This window comes from Lacipirellula parvula, from assembly GCF_009177095.1.
Taxonomy (GTDB): domain Bacteria; phylum Planctomycetota; class Planctomycetia; order Pirellulales; family Lacipirellulaceae; genus Lacipirellula; species Lacipirellula parvula.
The window spans coordinates 1880482-1895118 of the sequence record NZ_AP021861.1 but is presented as its reverse complement, the minus strand read 5'-3'; the positions used below and the strand labels follow the sequence as shown (position 1 = coordinate 1895118).

10 protein-coding genes are annotated in these 14637 nt (G+C 62.0%); 7 read left to right on the top strand and 3 right to left on the bottom strand.

Annotated features, from left to right (window positions below):
- Positions 1-31: 31 nt before the first annotated feature.
- Positions 32-1048 carry an AAA family ATPase gene (locus PLANPX_RS07275; protein ID WP_152098092.1) on the bottom strand — a complete coding sequence of 339 codons (1017 nt, stop codon included), beginning with the start codon at positions 1046-1048 and terminating at the stop codon, positions 32-34.
- A 783-nt stretch (positions 1049-1831) separates the two neighbouring features.
- On the opposite strand from PLANPX_RS07275, the gene PLANPX_RS07270 reads away from it, so the two are divergent.
- From PLANPX_RS07270 to PLANPX_RS07260, 3 genes are all read left to right on the top strand, one after another.
- A complete protein-coding gene (locus PLANPX_RS07270; RefSeq protein ID WP_152098091.1) occupies positions 1832-2956 on the top strand; it encodes an L-threonylcarbamoyladenylate synthase in 1125 nt (374 codons plus the stop codon).
- 195 nt (positions 2957-3151) lie between these two features.
- Positions 3152-3604: a ribose 5-phosphate isomerase B gene (gene rpiB / locus PLANPX_RS07265; RefSeq protein WP_152098090.1), complete on the top strand. Its 453-nt coding sequence runs from the start codon at positions 3152-3154 to the stop codon at positions 3602-3604.
- A 29-nt stretch (positions 3605-3633) separates the two neighbouring features.
- Complete coding sequence (locus tag PLANPX_RS07260) at positions 3634-4263, top strand: preprotein translocase subunit SecA (RefSeq protein ID WP_152098089.1); 630 nt, start codon at positions 3634-3636, stop codon at positions 4261-4263.
- A gap of 181 nt (positions 4264-4444) precedes the next feature.
- Here PLANPX_RS07260 and PLANPX_RS07255 read toward each other — a convergent pair whose 3' ends face one another.
- Both PLANPX_RS07255 and PLANPX_RS07250 read right to left on the bottom strand, forming a co-directional pair.
- Positions 4445-5911, bottom strand: a complete 1467-nt coding sequence (locus PLANPX_RS07255; RefSeq protein ID WP_152098088.1) for a protein kinase domain-containing protein — start codon at positions 5909-5911, stop codon at positions 4445-4447.
- A gap of 157 nt (positions 5912-6068) precedes the next feature.
- Positions 6069-6347, bottom strand: a complete 279-nt coding sequence (locus PLANPX_RS07250; RefSeq protein ID WP_152098087.1) for a transcriptional regulator — start codon at positions 6345-6347, stop codon at positions 6069-6071.
- A 501-nt stretch (positions 6348-6848) separates the two neighbouring features.
- Between PLANPX_RS07250 and PLANPX_RS07245 the strand changes: the two genes are divergently transcribed.
- From PLANPX_RS07245 to PLANPX_RS07230, 4 genes are all read left to right on the top strand, one after another.
- Positions 6849-9419 (top strand): hypothetical protein, encoded by a 2571-nt coding sequence (locus PLANPX_RS07245; protein WP_152098086.1) that lies wholly within the window; start codon positions 6849-6851, stop codon positions 9417-9419.
- A 443-nt stretch (positions 9420-9862) separates the two neighbouring features.
- Entirely contained in the window at positions 9863-10744 is an 882-nt protein-coding gene (locus PLANPX_RS07240) for an ABC transporter ATP-binding protein (RefSeq protein WP_152098085.1), read from the top strand.
- A 131-nt stretch (positions 10745-10875) separates the two neighbouring features.
- Positions 10876-12705 (top strand): ABC transporter permease, encoded by a 1830-nt coding sequence (locus tag PLANPX_RS07235; RefSeq protein WP_152098084.1) that lies wholly within the window; start codon positions 10876-10878, stop codon positions 12703-12705.
- A gap of 191 nt (positions 12706-12896) precedes the next feature.
- Entirely contained in the window at positions 12897-14510 is a 1614-nt protein-coding gene (locus PLANPX_RS07230; RefSeq protein WP_152098083.1) for a hypothetical protein, read from the top strand.
- Positions 14511-14637: the final 127 nt, after the last annotated feature.

The window sequence follows — 14637 nt, the reverse complement described above, 5'->3', positions numbered from 1 at the left end:
ATTGCCGCATCTCAGCAGAAGAGGAGCTTCCTCACGCCACCTTCGCGTCTTCGCCCTTCTCGCTCACCTTTTTGAGGATCTCGGTGAGAACGTGGTCGGCGTCGATCCCTTCGGCTTGGGCTTCGAAGTTCATGATCACGCGATGCCGCATCGCGGGGATGAAGACGCGGCGGACGTCTTCGAAGCTGACGTTGTAGCGGCCGCCGAGCAGGGCGCGGACTTTGGCGGCGAGCGTCACCGTTTGGGCGCCGCGCGGGCTGGCGCCCCAGCGGAGGTATTGGTTCGTGATCGGTTGGGCGAACTGGCCCTCGGGGTGCGTCGCCAGGGTGAGCCGCACGATGTAATCCTGCACGTGCGGGGCGATAATCACCTCGCGGACGAGTTGCTGCCACTTTACGATCTCGCGGCCGTCCATCACCTTCTCGGGACGGACGTCGACGCCGCGGGTGGTGCGGTCGATGATCGTCGAGAGTTCCTCGCGGCTCGAATAGCCGACGACGAGCTTGAAGAAGAAGCGGTCGAGCTGCGCTTCCGGCAGCGGGTAGGTGCCTTCTTGCTCGAGCGGGTTCTGCGTCGCCATCACGAAGAACGGCGGCTCCATCGGGAAGACCTTGCCGGCGATGCTGACCTTCTTCTCTTGCATTGTTTCGAGCATCGCCGATTGCGTCTTCGGCGTTGCGCGGTTGATTTCGTCCGCGAGACAGATCTGCGTGAAGATCGGGCCTTTTTGGAATTCGAACGTGCGGCGGCCGTCGGGGTTTTCGACGACCATGTTCGTGCCGAGGATGTCGGCGGGCATCAAGTCGGGAGTGAACTGGATGCGCGAGAACTGCAGGTCGAGCGTTTCAGCCAACGTGCGGATGAGGAGCGTTTTGCCGAGGCCAGGGACGCCTTCGAGCAAGCAGTGGCCGCCGACGAACAGGCAGGTGAGCACGCCGTGGATGATGTCGTCGTGGCCGACGATGACGCGGCCGATTTGCTCGCGAACAGCTTTGTAGCGGGCGGCGAACTCGGCGGCTTGCTTTTCGATCGAGGCGCTATCGCTCATGTACCGTTTCTTTCTATGGAGTGACGCCATCCAGAACAGCGTTGCGGACCGGCAGCCCCAAGTTTCTCCGCGGCGGGGCGTGGGGGCAAGCGGAGTGGGAACAAACTCGACCGGCGGCGAAGCCATTGAACTGCCGTCACCGTTGAAATCGTTGGCAGCTAAAGAGTTAAACACAGAGGACACAGAGAGCACAGAGGAACCATTGGTGGTGATTCTCCCTGATCGTCTTCTCTGTGGCCTCTGTGTTCTCTGTGTTAAATGCATTTCTGATTGTCATTTGAATAGAGGTTCGGAGTGGAGGCCTCAGCGAACAATCGATGAAATCGTCAGAATCGCGCCATTCGAACCAGCGGCGACTCACAATTCGGGTAGCAATGAGCGCCGGCACTCGACGTTCGCCAATCCGGGGTAAGAATTGGATTTTCGATTTGGTCAGCGGGGAATCGCCCGCAACCGGCAGCGAGGCATTGGCGCCGAACGACTGCTCCTTACCGAAACGTAACCCCTTTGCACACAACCACTTTTGCCTCGCACGGCCAGCCCGCAGCAGCTTGACCGTCGACGGCGAGCAGAGATATAGTTCAGAGTCGTTATTCGTCAGTGGGGCAGCGCAGGGGTCGAGCGCTGCAGGTCGGCCAGCGTATTCACGCCAGCGACTGGGATTCGGTCCGTACCTTAACTGAGTCGCTCCGCGCGCCGCCATCTAGATCGTTTGCACCCGCTCTCTCCGCCGAATGGACGGCCACGTGCTTGAGCGAACGCCCGCCTCGATAGATTGGATCTATGCCCCCCATCGTCATCAATCTCCGCAAGACCGAAGACAGCCGCGATGTGGTTCATCGCGCCGTGCAGACGTTGGCCGAGGGGAAGTTGGTCGTATTTCCGACCGAGACCGTCTACGGGCTGGCTGCGAGCGCGCGACGAGCCGACGGCGTGCGGCGAATTTTTGAAGCGAAGGGACGGGCGCACAACTCGCCGCTGGCACTAGCGATTCGCAGCGTGGAAGATGCGATCGACTACGCCCCGACGCTCGGCGTGAAAGCGCAACGACTGGCGCGACGCTGCTGGCCGGGGCCGATTACGCTGGTCGTCAAACATGGCGAGGACGAGAGCTTGCTCCGGCAGCTACCGCAGGAAGTCCGTGCGGCCGTTGCCCCAAACGGCGAAGTCGGCCTGCGGGTGCCGGCCCATAGCGCGGTGCTCGACGTCCTGCACATGCTGGCGGGACCGATCGCGCTGACGAGCGCTAATCTTTCCGGCCAGCCTGATGCCGTAACCGCCGAAGAGGCGATCCGCAGCATTGGGCAACATGTTGGCCTGGTAATCGACGACGGGGCGTGCCGCTACGGCCAGCCATCGACGGTCGTGCGGGCCCGCGACGACTCTTACGAATGCCTCCGCGAGGGGGTCGTCCCCGCGTCGGCATTGGAACGGCTGGCCAGTATGTTGATTGTCATCGTTTGCACCGGCAACACGTGCCGCAGTCCGATGGCCGAGGCGCTGCTGCGGAAGCTGGTGGCGGAACAGCTGGGCTGCAAAGTCGAAGAAGTCGAACAACGCGGCGTGCTGGTTTCCTCGGCCGGCGTTTCGGCGGCCCCCGGCGGCGGGGCGGCGCCCGAAGCGATCAGCACGATGAAAGAGCGCGGGCTCGATCTCACGCGGCACGAATCGCAGCCGCTGACGGAGAAGCTGGTCCGCCAGGCCGACCTTATATTGGCCCTCACCGGCGCCCACCGGCAGGCGATCATCCGCCGCTGGCCGGAGGCGTCGACGCGGACCTTCCTGGTGCAACCCGACAATACCGACATTGAAGACCCCATCGGCTGCCCAATGGAGGTGTACGAACAGTGCGCCAACCAGATTGAGGAAGCCCTCCGGCAGCGGGTTAAAGAGCTAAAGTTCACGTAGGGGCGAGGGTGTTGGTGAGTAGGTGTTTAAGTGAGTAGGCGGCGGGTTCCACGATCGGACTGCCGGCTTTAGCAGGCAGTCGGCAGTGGTGAACAGCCCGCCATGCCAATCGATCAACAGAGTTCCGAAACAGAGTCAGAGTTTTCCTTTACGCAGCGACGCATTCGTTCCACATCTTCATAGGGCGTCAGTGCCATGCGCATCGCCATCGGCAGCGACCATCGCGGTTACCACCTCAAGGAGCAGCTCATCGGCATGCTCCGCTCGAAGGGGCATGAAGTCCTCGACGAGGGGACGTGCGCGACGGAATCGGTCGACTATCCCGACTTCGCCGTCCTCGTGGCGAAGAAGGTGAGCCAAGGCGCCGCCGAGCGCGGCGTTCTCATCTGCGGCACCGGCATCGGCATGGCGATCACCGCCAACAAATTCTCCGGCGTCCGCGCGGCGCCATGCAACGATGAAGTGACGGCTGAGATCAGCCGCCGGCACAACGACCTCAACGTGCTGTGCCTCTCGGCCGACATGCTTAGCCCGCGCACGGTCGAACGGATGGTCGAAGTCTGGCTGACGACGCCGTTCGAAGGGGGCCGACACGAGCGGCGGGTGGAGAAGATCCACCAGTTGGAAAAAGAGCTGGGATGCCCGTAGTTCTCTCAACGCCTTAAAGCGAGTAAGCGATGGGTTGGTTCGACTGGTTAAAATCGGAACCGTCGAACGTTCAAGTCTTGCCCAATGTTGTTTGGCTAACTGAAGAAGCCAAGCTGAACGGAATTCGAGCGGCGATTCATGAGTCCGCCGCGCTGCGGGAACCGGCGGCGGCGGTCTACCTTGTCGCTCACTTCCCAGACTCGCTGAGCGTATTGCGCGAACTCGCAGCGGAGTTCAATTCAACGCTTCCTCTGCAGGCTTGCCTGGCGACGAATCTTGGCGACGCTTGCCGATCTTCTGCCACCTCCGCCGCCCGGAATTGGGTAGAAGTGATCATTAACTCGCGGCATCCCCATCCGGTCTACGACGACATTGCATTGAATGTCCTGAAGGGTTTGCCGTACCGCTCTCGAGCGACTTGCCAGCTTTCGTTTGATGACGCCTTGGTGCGAGTATTCGGCGGCGATTGGACCCGCGATACGCTTCGCCGTTTAGGAATGAAAGAGGATGAGCCAATTAGAAGCAAAACCGTCTCGCGACGACTACGAGGCGCGCAGAAGCAGATCGCCAAAACAACGACAGCCGATTTGCCCGCAGACTCGGCTGAAACGTGGCTGAAGCTGAATTGCCCTCAAGCCTGGGGGCAGTTGCAAATCTAGCCAACGACGATCAACCTTGATCAGCCTGTTCTAGTTGCAACGGACAAGCAAAACGACAACCGCACAAGCTGAGGTCGTGAAGCTCTCTGCCGAATGAATCCAAGATCGCAGCTTCTAACCGATCGCTCAAGTAAGCGGCCCAGCGGCGCGCGGGCAGGTGAAGCTCAACAGGCCTGCTTCGTTACGATGTTTGTTTGCCCGCAAGCGCTTTGAGAATCGCCGCGCGGAGTTCGCGGCCTTTAAGCGGCATCTTCACAACGATGCGGCTGCTAGTCGCCTGGGCTTCAGGTTCCAGAACGGCGTGGCCGTCGCCCAGGAGGAGCACGGTCGGGATCAGCTTCGTGCGCATGTCGCCGCCGAGTTTGTTGAAAGCGTCGAGCGCGTCGCGGCCGAGTTGGCCGGAACTAAGCATGATGACGTCGAACGCTTTGACGTCGTCGTAGATCCGCTGGAACAGACGTTCCGGGTCGGTCGTTACGAGGACGCGGTAGCCCTGTTTCTTAAACAGCTCGCGGAAGAGGTCCTGCATCTTGTGATCGGCTTCAACGATCATCAATTTGCGAGGCTCGCCGGCGTCGTCCTGACCTTCGAGTTTCACCTGCTCTTCGAGGAGCGCGGGATTGTCTTTGGCTTCGGCGACTTTCTTGGCGGCGACCTTCAGGTCGGCGAGCATTTCGCCCGGCGTTTGGTAGCGGCGGCTGGGGTCGAGTTCGAGCGACTTGGTGACGATCCGCGCCAGCGCCAGCGGAATTTCGGGCGCCACGTCGAGAATCGGTTTAATTTCCATGAACCGCGACTTGCTCAACCGTTGCGAGCGTTCGCGAGTTTCGGCGAGCGCCGGCTTGCCGCAGAGCATCTGGTAGTAAATGCAGCCCGAGAAAAAGATATCGCTCCGCGTGTCGTCTTTACGGACGTTGGTCGCTCGTTCAAGACCGGCGTAGTCGATCGTGCGGGGATTCGCTTCGTCGGCGTCGGCCCCTTCGATGCCGGCAAGGCCGAAGTCGAGAATCTTCGCTTCGCCGTCGCTGGAGACGATGACGTTCGACATTTTCAGATCGCGGTGCGTGATTCCTTTGAGGAATCCATAGTTCAATCCCGCCATCATGTCGGCGGCGATACGCGTCGCGTGGAGCGGCTCGAACTTGCCGCGGACCTTGTAGAAGTCGCGGAGGTTCTGCCCTTCGACGAAATCCATGACGATATAGTTGAGCGCGCCGCTAGAGACGATCTCATGGATGCCGACGATGTTCGGATGCTTGAGCTGCGCGCCGAGTTCGCCTTCGCGGCGGAACAAGTCGCGTTTGTCATCGGCGCCAGCGCGACTGTAACGGGCGCGCAAGACCTTCACGGCGAACAATTCGCCCGTATGGATGTGCGTGGCGCGGAACACTCTCGCGAATGTTCCGGCGCCGACGCCGTAGAGGATCTTGTAGTCGCCGTAGAAGAATCCGTTGCGATGCCCCTCGATCAACCGATCGAGCTGGTAATTGGTGAGCAGGCCGCGTCGGACGAGAGTCTGCTTAAAGGGCTCGTATTCGACGGCGCGAGTGCCGAATTCAGCCCAGACGCCGTTGAGCTCCTGCTCGGAGAGGACATTGCAGTCGACGGCCCGTTGCGCCAGCTTCTCAGCGGTGAGGGTGGTGGTCATGGCGCAGAAGAGGCCGCCTCGAAATCGACGCCGAGCGAGCCGTTAGGGGAATATCAACGGAAAGTGGGAACTGTTGGAGAGTCGACCGGTTGAGGGGGCGAACTCTCCGCGAGCGCCGTCCGTGCGACATTGCCCCGTGTCGCCAGCCGCCGCATGCTTACTCTTCCAATTTTAGCCGATATTCGTCCCGTTCGCGACGCGTGGCTTCCAAATCGAACATGAGGTACTTCATGTCGAGGCGGAGCTGGCTGAGGGCGTCCTGAACGAGGGTCAGAATCCGGCGGCGGCGTTTGGTGCTTTCCATCACGGCGTCGACCAGCGGAGCGAGCTGCGCGGCGTACGGCTCCGGCATGCCGTGGATCGCCTCCGACAAACGAAGGAGGTCGGCAGGGATCTGGTCTTGGCTGGTCGCGATCGAATCGGGCGTGTTGTTCATCGTGCGTCTCCGGGTGGCTTGCTGACGCCACCCTCTAAGGCACTGCTCGTGCCACGGTCATTCCAGACCAACGCCTACTTGCTGCAAAGCATTGTAGTGAAAAGAGTTAACGTGCAGCAAGCAATTGGCGGTTCGAGTCGTGCTGCCACCCTGCCTGTGGCGGAAACGCCTCGACTTGATCTGGCCCCTGTGCGGAAAGACTGATACAAGCCCAAGTTACGTCGAGCCGCGTCGCTATCAGCGAATGTTGCCCTGCCGCAACATGGCTGCTGAAGGTCGACCGCCGCCACGCGATCTTGGGAGAGCGAAGCCACATCCGCGTGCGGCTTCGTCATTTCTTGTCTGGCCACAGCGATTGTATGCATGGAGACGATAAAGCGAAGCTGGTGCGCATCGGATTGTCGCTGCTGCGCAGCAATCTCAATGGTTGCTGCAATACTTGCATGGGCGATTTGCGGGGATGCGCTCGCGCAATCGTTTGAATCAGCGCAATCGTCTCCCGTGTTGCTGGACAATATGGATGGTGCAACGCCGGCGCTGCACGTGCTCAATCCGACGTCCGAAATTCGCCTCCTCAGCCATGCGATCGAGAGCGGCCGGCAACGATTCGGGAAGGCGTCGGAACACGTCAGCTTCACCGCGCCGGCCGGGACTTCGGTTCAATTCGCTTACAACCTGCCGGAAGCGATCGTCCTCGCCGAGACCCGCCTCACCGCGATCACGTCGTGCAATCGGCCCGGCGTGCAACTCGCCGCGCTGGTAACCCTGAAGCGGTCGATCGATGAAGAAACAGGACAGCCCCGCCAGTTGCTCGTTCGCTCGGGAAAGAACGGCAAAGGGGGCGACTGGGAACAACTCGACTTCAGCGAGCTTTCGCGCGAGTTGCCGGCCCAGGTTCGCGTCGCGCGGGCGAAGTACGGCGGCGCCATCGACGAACGCGAAGCTTTCGTCACGCATCTCGTGATCCTGGCTCCCGGCGGGCCGGGTCCGACCGATTTATGGGTCGATCAGATCGCGATGTACGGCGTGCTGAACGTCGGCGGTAAGGCCCCCGGCTCGGCGCCGAACGAGGTCTTGCCGATGAACGCCGTGATTCCGGCGGCTCACGCGACGCCGGCAACGTCGCCAATCGTAACGGCGAGCGGCAAGCCGCCGGTCGCGCCGCGGGTGATCCAGTGGCAAGGGGAGCCGCTCGACTATTTGCAAAAGCTCGGCTTCGACGCCGTCTGGATGGGACGGCCGCCTGTCGACAGCGAAATTGCCGAAGCGCGACGCCTCGGAATGTTCATCGTCTGCGAACCGCCGACGCCCGAGCAAATGCGGACGTTGCCGCTCGACGCGCGGTTCTCGCAAGTAATGGCCTGGGACCTGGGCAAGCTCGCCGAACCGGGCGACCTGGAAGTTTGCCGCCGCTGGGCGCAGGCGATCGAGTACTACGAATCAGACCCAGCCCGACCAGTATTGCTGCGGCCCACCGGAATGACGCGAGAAGCGAGCCGCATCGCCGACCTCGTGATGATCGGCCGGCCGACGCTCGGGTCGTCGCTCCCCTGGCCGTCATACGGGGCGTGGCTGGGGCAGCAGCGCCGGCTGGTTCGAGGCGGGACGCCGCTATGGGTGAGCGTCGAAACGCACTGCGGCCCTCACTTTGGCGCCCAGCTCGGCGCCCTGCGCGGCAGCGCGGCGGCGATCGTTCCGGCGACGTTCCACGAACTTTCGATGACCACGTCCGCGGCGTTCGGCATTGCTCCACGCGGCTTTTGCTTTCAATCGAACGCCAGCCTCGCGGGCGGCGAACCCGAAAACCAGATCCGCAGCCTGGCGCTGGAGCTCACCAACTTACGACTCGGTTTGGCCGAACCCTGGTTGGCCGGCGGCAAGTCGGTGACGGTCGCACAATCAAGCCGTGCAGACCTCAGCGGGCTGGTGATCAAGGTCGAGCGTTCGCACCTGATCGTGCCGATGCGGTGGAGCGACAACGCCCTGGCGCCGACGGAGCGAACGAAACAGCAGCCGATCTCGTTTAAGCTGCCCGGCGTCCCCGAATCGTCCGACGCCTATCTGCTGTCGATCGCCGGCTCGCAGCGCCTTCCGGCGAAGCGCGTCACCGGCGGCCTGCAAATTACCGTCGATCACATGCCGGACGACGCCTTTCTCCTCGTCACCGAGGATGGCTACGCCTATTCCCACATTGAACGCTACTTGCGACAACATGCGCCGCGGGCTGCACATGCGAGAATCGACCTGGCCGCCCTCCGCCGGCAGCAGGCGGTCGAGGCGCTGGCAAAAATCCCGGGAATCGATGCGCGAGCCGAAATTGCCCCCGTCGATGCTCAGTTGACGGCAGTGGCGGAAATGATTCAGCGTCGCGACCATGCGGCCGTGTTCGGCTGCGCCGCCGAGGCGGAGCGATTGCTCGACGAAACCCTGCGGCGCGTTGCGGCGACGGTCGCCCCATCGCTGCCGGTCGGTTCGTCGCCGCTGCCGCTCGATTGGACGACCCTCGCCGAGATGCGCACGCTTGAGAGCGCGCTCCCGGCAGGCTCGCTCCCGCAGTCCGTGCCTGGCGGCGATTTTGAAGACCTCAATCAACTCCTTCAGGCCGGTTGGCAGCGTTTCGAACAGCCGCCCACGGGTGTGACGACAGCCGTGCGGCTTTCCCCAGAAGCCCCGGGCCAAGGCGCCTACTGCCTCGAACTGCAGGTGCAGAGCCAGCTCACGGAGAACGCGCCTCCTTCTCTCCCGGCGGCGCCGGTGTGGGTCACGTCTCCGCCGCTGCAGGCTCCGCCAGGGCATATGGTAGAAATCAGCGGCCAGGTCCGCGTCCCGGAGCCGCCGCTCGGTTCCAGCGACCCGCTGCTGATTTTCGACTCGGTCGGCGGCAATGAAGGGGCGATCCGGATCGAATCGTCGCCCGAATGGCGGCCGTTCCGACTGCTGCGTGCGCCGACTCCGGGAGCCGAGCTGCGGCTGACGATCGCCCTAGGGGGGATCGGTCGCGCTCAGATCGACGGATTGTCGGTGCGGTACGTGCCGCTACAGGCTCCGAGCGTCGCACAAACGCCACGCTAATCCTGTCGCCTGAGCCGTGGCAGGCCCCTTAGCCCCGGGCTCCGCCCGGGGGTCGGCCGACACATCGCGCGACGTTGCCAAACGGAATGGCAACCCACTCCCGGGCGGAGCCCGGGGCTAGAACGCGCTGTCGCGTTGCGGGCTGTGCCGGTTGTGTCGCACAGGTTGGCGCGAGGGCGGTTTTCCCCCGCGGAGAGCCGCATCGGGCGGGTTGCCGCTCCTTGTCGCTGATTTGGCCGCAACTTATACTCGGCGTTTCACTTGGAGCGAGTTGAGGACGCCTGGAAGCGGCCCGCCAAGGTCGCCGAACCATCGCGCTCTCGCCGTCGTAGTGCGTGTTACGCCGGATTCTCGCTCGCCTGTCGGCGGATGGCGCCCCTTGGGGCCAACCGATCTCGAACGAGCCTTTCTCTTTTCCGATTCGCTGACCCACGACTGCGCCTATGAGCGACGAAATTATCCTCCAAACGCGGGCCCTCTCCAAGGTTTACCGCGACTTCTGGGGCCGCCAAAAAGTCCGAGCCCTCAAGGGTCTCGACCTCGAAGTCCGCCGCGGCGAAGTCTTCGGCCTGCTCGGGCCGAACGGCTCCGGCAAGACGACGACGATCAAGCTGCTGCTGGGGCTGCTCTTCCCGACGGAAGGCGAAGCACTCGTCTTCGGCAAACCGGCCAGCGACGTCGCCAAGAACGAACGCCTCGGCTACCTGCCGGAAGAATCGTACCTCTACCGGTTCCTAACGGCCGACGAAACGCTCGACTTCTACGGGCGGCTGTTCGACATGCCGGCCGACGTCCGCCGACAACGGATCGACGAACTTATCGAAATGGTCGGCCTGCAAAAAGCCCGCAAGCGGCAGCTGCAGGAATACTCCAAGGGCATGACTCGCCGCATCGGCTTGGCGCAGGCCCTGATCAACGACCCCGAACTGATCATGCTCGACGAGCCGACGAGCGGCCTCGACCCGATCGGCACTCGCGAGATGAAGGACATGATCCTGCGTCTCAAGGACGAGGGCAAGACGATCGTCATGTGCAGCCACTTGCTGGCCGACGTGCAAGACGTCTGCGATCGCATCGCGATTCTGCACCAAGGCGAGCTGAAGGAACTCGGCCGAGTCGACGAGCTGCTCAAGGTGGCCGACGTCACTCAGCTGAAGGCGAAGAACCTTTCGGTCGACTGCCAGAACGAGTTGCGCGACGTGATCGCCCGCCATCACGGCGAGCTGATTTCGCTCGACAACCCGACGACGACGCTGGAAGAACTGTTCCTGGAAATCGTCCGCGACAGCGAGGCCCGTCCCGGTCGCCGGGCAGGAGCCAAGTAGAGGGTTCAGGTTTTGGGGTTCAGGGTTCAGGGAATACATCTGCTTTCTGAACCAGTGAACCACAGCATTACCGCAACGATGTTGGTCTTCTCTTCCTGAACCCCGAACCCTGAACCCTACCCCCTCTGCCGATGGTCGTTGAACAACAACTACTTCCGTACTTTCAGTGGCTGATCACCGGCGGCAACGGCCAGATCGGCGCGCTGCCAAGTTTTGCGCTGGTGTTCCTCGGCGTCGCGATGGCGGCGCTCGTCGTCGGGTACGCGATCTCCGCCTCGCGCTACGGTTTGCTCCGCGGCGGCGACGTCACCTACAAAACCGTCAGCGAGGGGCTGCGCGAGCTTGTGCAGACGTCGCCCCGCCGCGTCTGGGCCATCGCCCGGCTGGCGATCAAGGAATCGTTGCGACGCCGCGTCGCCGTCGCGCTCGGCGTCTTCTTCCTCGTCCTGCTGTTCGCCAACTGGTTTCTGAGCACCAGCCACCAGGATCCGGCCCGACTCTACCTGAGCTTCGTCCTCACGGCTTCCACCTACCTCGTCCTGATCGTCGCGCTGCTCCTCAGCGCGTTCAGCCTGCCAGGCGACTTCAAATCGAAAACGATCTACACGGTCGTCACCAAGCCGGTGCGCGCCGGTGAAATCATCCTTGGTCGCATCATCGGCTTCTCGATCGTGATCACCGTGCTGCTGGCCATCATGGGCGTCAGCAGCTACATCTTCGTCGTTCGTTCGCTCGACCATTCGCACGGCGTCGAAGCCGAGAGCTTCCAGATCGTCGCCGATCAGGATGGCGCGGCCGCCGGCAAGAAGGGCACGACGACCCGCGACGCCGACCACCGCCACGAATTCACGCTCGACGCCGACGGCAACGGCGAAACGCTCGTCGAGAACGGCCACACCCACACGATTGAGTCGATCGGCGACGGCAAGTATCGCGTCTCGCCGCCGCTCGGATTCATCCGCGCTCGCGTGCCGCAGTACGGCAAGCTGCGATTCATTGATCGCGGCGGCGCGGCGAAGGATACCGGCATTAGCGTGGGCAACGAATGGGCCTACCGCAGCTTTATCGACGGCAATACGCCTGCCACCGCAATCTGGACCTTCGACAACGTCAGCGACGCCCTCGATCCGGGCGTGCCGGAAGCTGAACGGTCGCTCCGCCTCGCCCTCATCGTCCGCGTCTTCCGCACGCACAAGGGAATTATCGGGCAAGAGCTGCAGGGAACGATCCAACTCCGCAATCCAGTCTCGCAGCTTACCAGCGAGCCGATCAGTTTCGACGCCCAGGACCAACAGGTCGACGAGTTCAACATCCCGCGGAAGCAGTATTCGCAATCTCGGCAAGAGATCGACCTCTTCAAAGACCTGGTAAGCAAAGAGGGCCAGATTGAAGTCCTGGTAAAGTGCCTCGACCGCGGCCAGTACTTCGGCTTCGCTCAGGCCGACATGTACATCCGCCATCCCGACGGCTCGCCGATCGCGAGCTTCGCGAAGGTTTGCATCAGCATCTGGGTGCAAGCCGTCATCGTTGTGGCGGTCGGCGTAACGATCAGCACGCTGGTGAGCGGCCCGGTGGCGATGCTGTTCGTCGTCGGCTTCATCATCCTCGGCTTCTGGCGGCAAGACTTCGTCGACATCGCCACGGGCAAGTCGTACGGCGGCGGCCCGGCCGAATCGGTCGTCCGCATTGCGACGCAAGCGAACGTGATGGTGCAGCTGGAAGACACGTTGCTCAACAACCTGGTAACCGGGTTCGATAGGTTCTTCGCCAAGCCGATCATGTGGGCGGTGGCGCAGTGCTTGCCCGACTTCAGCGCGTTCAGCACGGTCAATTATGCGGCGGAAGGATACAATGTGCCGTGGGATCGAGTGTTCCAGGACATGACGATCTGCCTCGGGTACGTCGTGGGCTTGTCGATATTGGGCTACTTCTTGCTGCGGACCCGCGAGGTAGCGAAGTAGGTTGGGCTTTGAGCCCGACAAGCAGCACGCCAAACGCCGCACTCCAGTCGAGCCCGAATCGAACCAAAGTCGTCGCTGTTGCGAAGGAGAGCTAGCTCCGTGCAACTTAACGACAAAGCGAAGTCAAACGTAGTCAGGCTGAAAGCCTAACCTACACGTCGGGCTGAAAGCCCGACCTACCGAGGTAAGCGATGAATTCCAACAGCTCCGCCTTCCGCAAGATCGTCTACCTGCTCATCCTGATGATGATCGCGGCGCCGATCGTTTGGCTCGGCCGGCCCTCCAGCCCGGGCGATCAAGGCGGCGTGCTGGCGAAGGAGCGAACCGACGCTCGCCTGGGTCAAGCCGACCTCGGCGCCATCGATCCTGCGAGCGAAACAATCCGTCTGGCGACGCTCGGCCTTCGCGGCATCGCCGTGACGTTGCTTTGGCAACATGCCAACGACATGAAAAAGAAAGAAGACTGGACGAAGTTCCAGTCGACGCTCGAACAACTCGCCCGTCTGCAGCCTTACTTCATCAAGGTGTGGCAGTATCAGGCCTGGAATCTGTCGTACAACGTCTCGGTAGAACTCGACAACGTTCGCGACCGCTTCTACTACGTGAAGCAGGGAATTCAGTACCTGCTCGAAGGGGTCGGCTACAACCGCGACCATCCCCGTTTGCTCGACGACCTCGGCTGGTTCACCGGCAACAAGGTCGGCCGCGCCGATGAGCACGAAATCTATCGCAAGCTGTATAAGCTCGACGAAGAACTCAACCCGGACGACAACCCGGCGCTGCGGGACAACTGGCTGGCGTCGAAGCGCTGGTACGAGCAAGCCATCGCGTCTATCGACGAGAAGGGGCAATCCCTTTCCACGATGAACCCGACGACCTTCTTCGATTCGCCGGCGCGTTCCCAGATCAGCCATGCCGAAGCGCTTGAGGAAGAAGGCACTTTTGGCGAAACGGCGAAACGCGCGTGGCGCGAAGGAGCGCGGCTGTGGAAAGAGTACGGCGACCGCGAAATGAAGTCGACCGACGACTTCATGATCCGGCTTACTGACGAAACCAAGTGGAAGCTCGAAGCGGCCCGGCTCCGCAATCAACTCGACGAGTTGAGCCCGGGCGTTGAGCAGAAGATGAAAGATGACGCACAGGCCCAATTGACCCCCGAACAGCGCCGCGTGTGGGAGGCGTCGCCGATCAATCCAACGGCGGACGAACAGAAGTGGCAACAAGAGGCGACGGCAATGATGGACTTCTCCGTCCCGAAGATTGCCGCGAGAATCGCGAAAGAGCAGCCGGAGAAGGCCGCGCTGGCGCAAAGCTTGGCCACCCGCATTGAAGACGCAAATCGTCGCGCCAATCTGATTGCCAGCAACCGGGACGTGGCGAACTACGAATATTGGCGGATCCGTTGCGACCTGGAGCAATCGCCCGAATCGCTGAAGGCTCGCGAACTCGCCCATCAGGCGGCGCTCACGTTCAAAGACGGCGACCCGAAGAAAGCCGCGGAGTTGTACGAGCAATGCTTCGTGGAATGGGGCAAAGCACTCGACCAGTTCCCGGAAATGCCGAAAGATTCGACGACTGGCGGCGACCTGATGGAATTCGTCGACGCATACGCGAAGGTGCTTGAGCAGCTCGACCAGAGCCTCGAAGACGACGATGTCGCAGAACGGTTTGCGCTATGGGAATTGCTGGAAATCAACGATCAGACGCGCAAGTACGACGCTGCAATTGAAAAGCAGCACGCGCGCGAGGGAAAAATCAAACGAGACGATACGCTGATCGATCCGACTGACGCCTTGCCCAAGTAGCGTTCGCGTCGAAACAAACTGAAGTCGAGGGGTGTTAGCTCCAGCGAATTTCAGTAGCATGGTGGGCGTTCGCCCGAACAACTCCAGAGCGTGGCGAAGAGATTGCTTCTTCGCCACGCTATTTTAC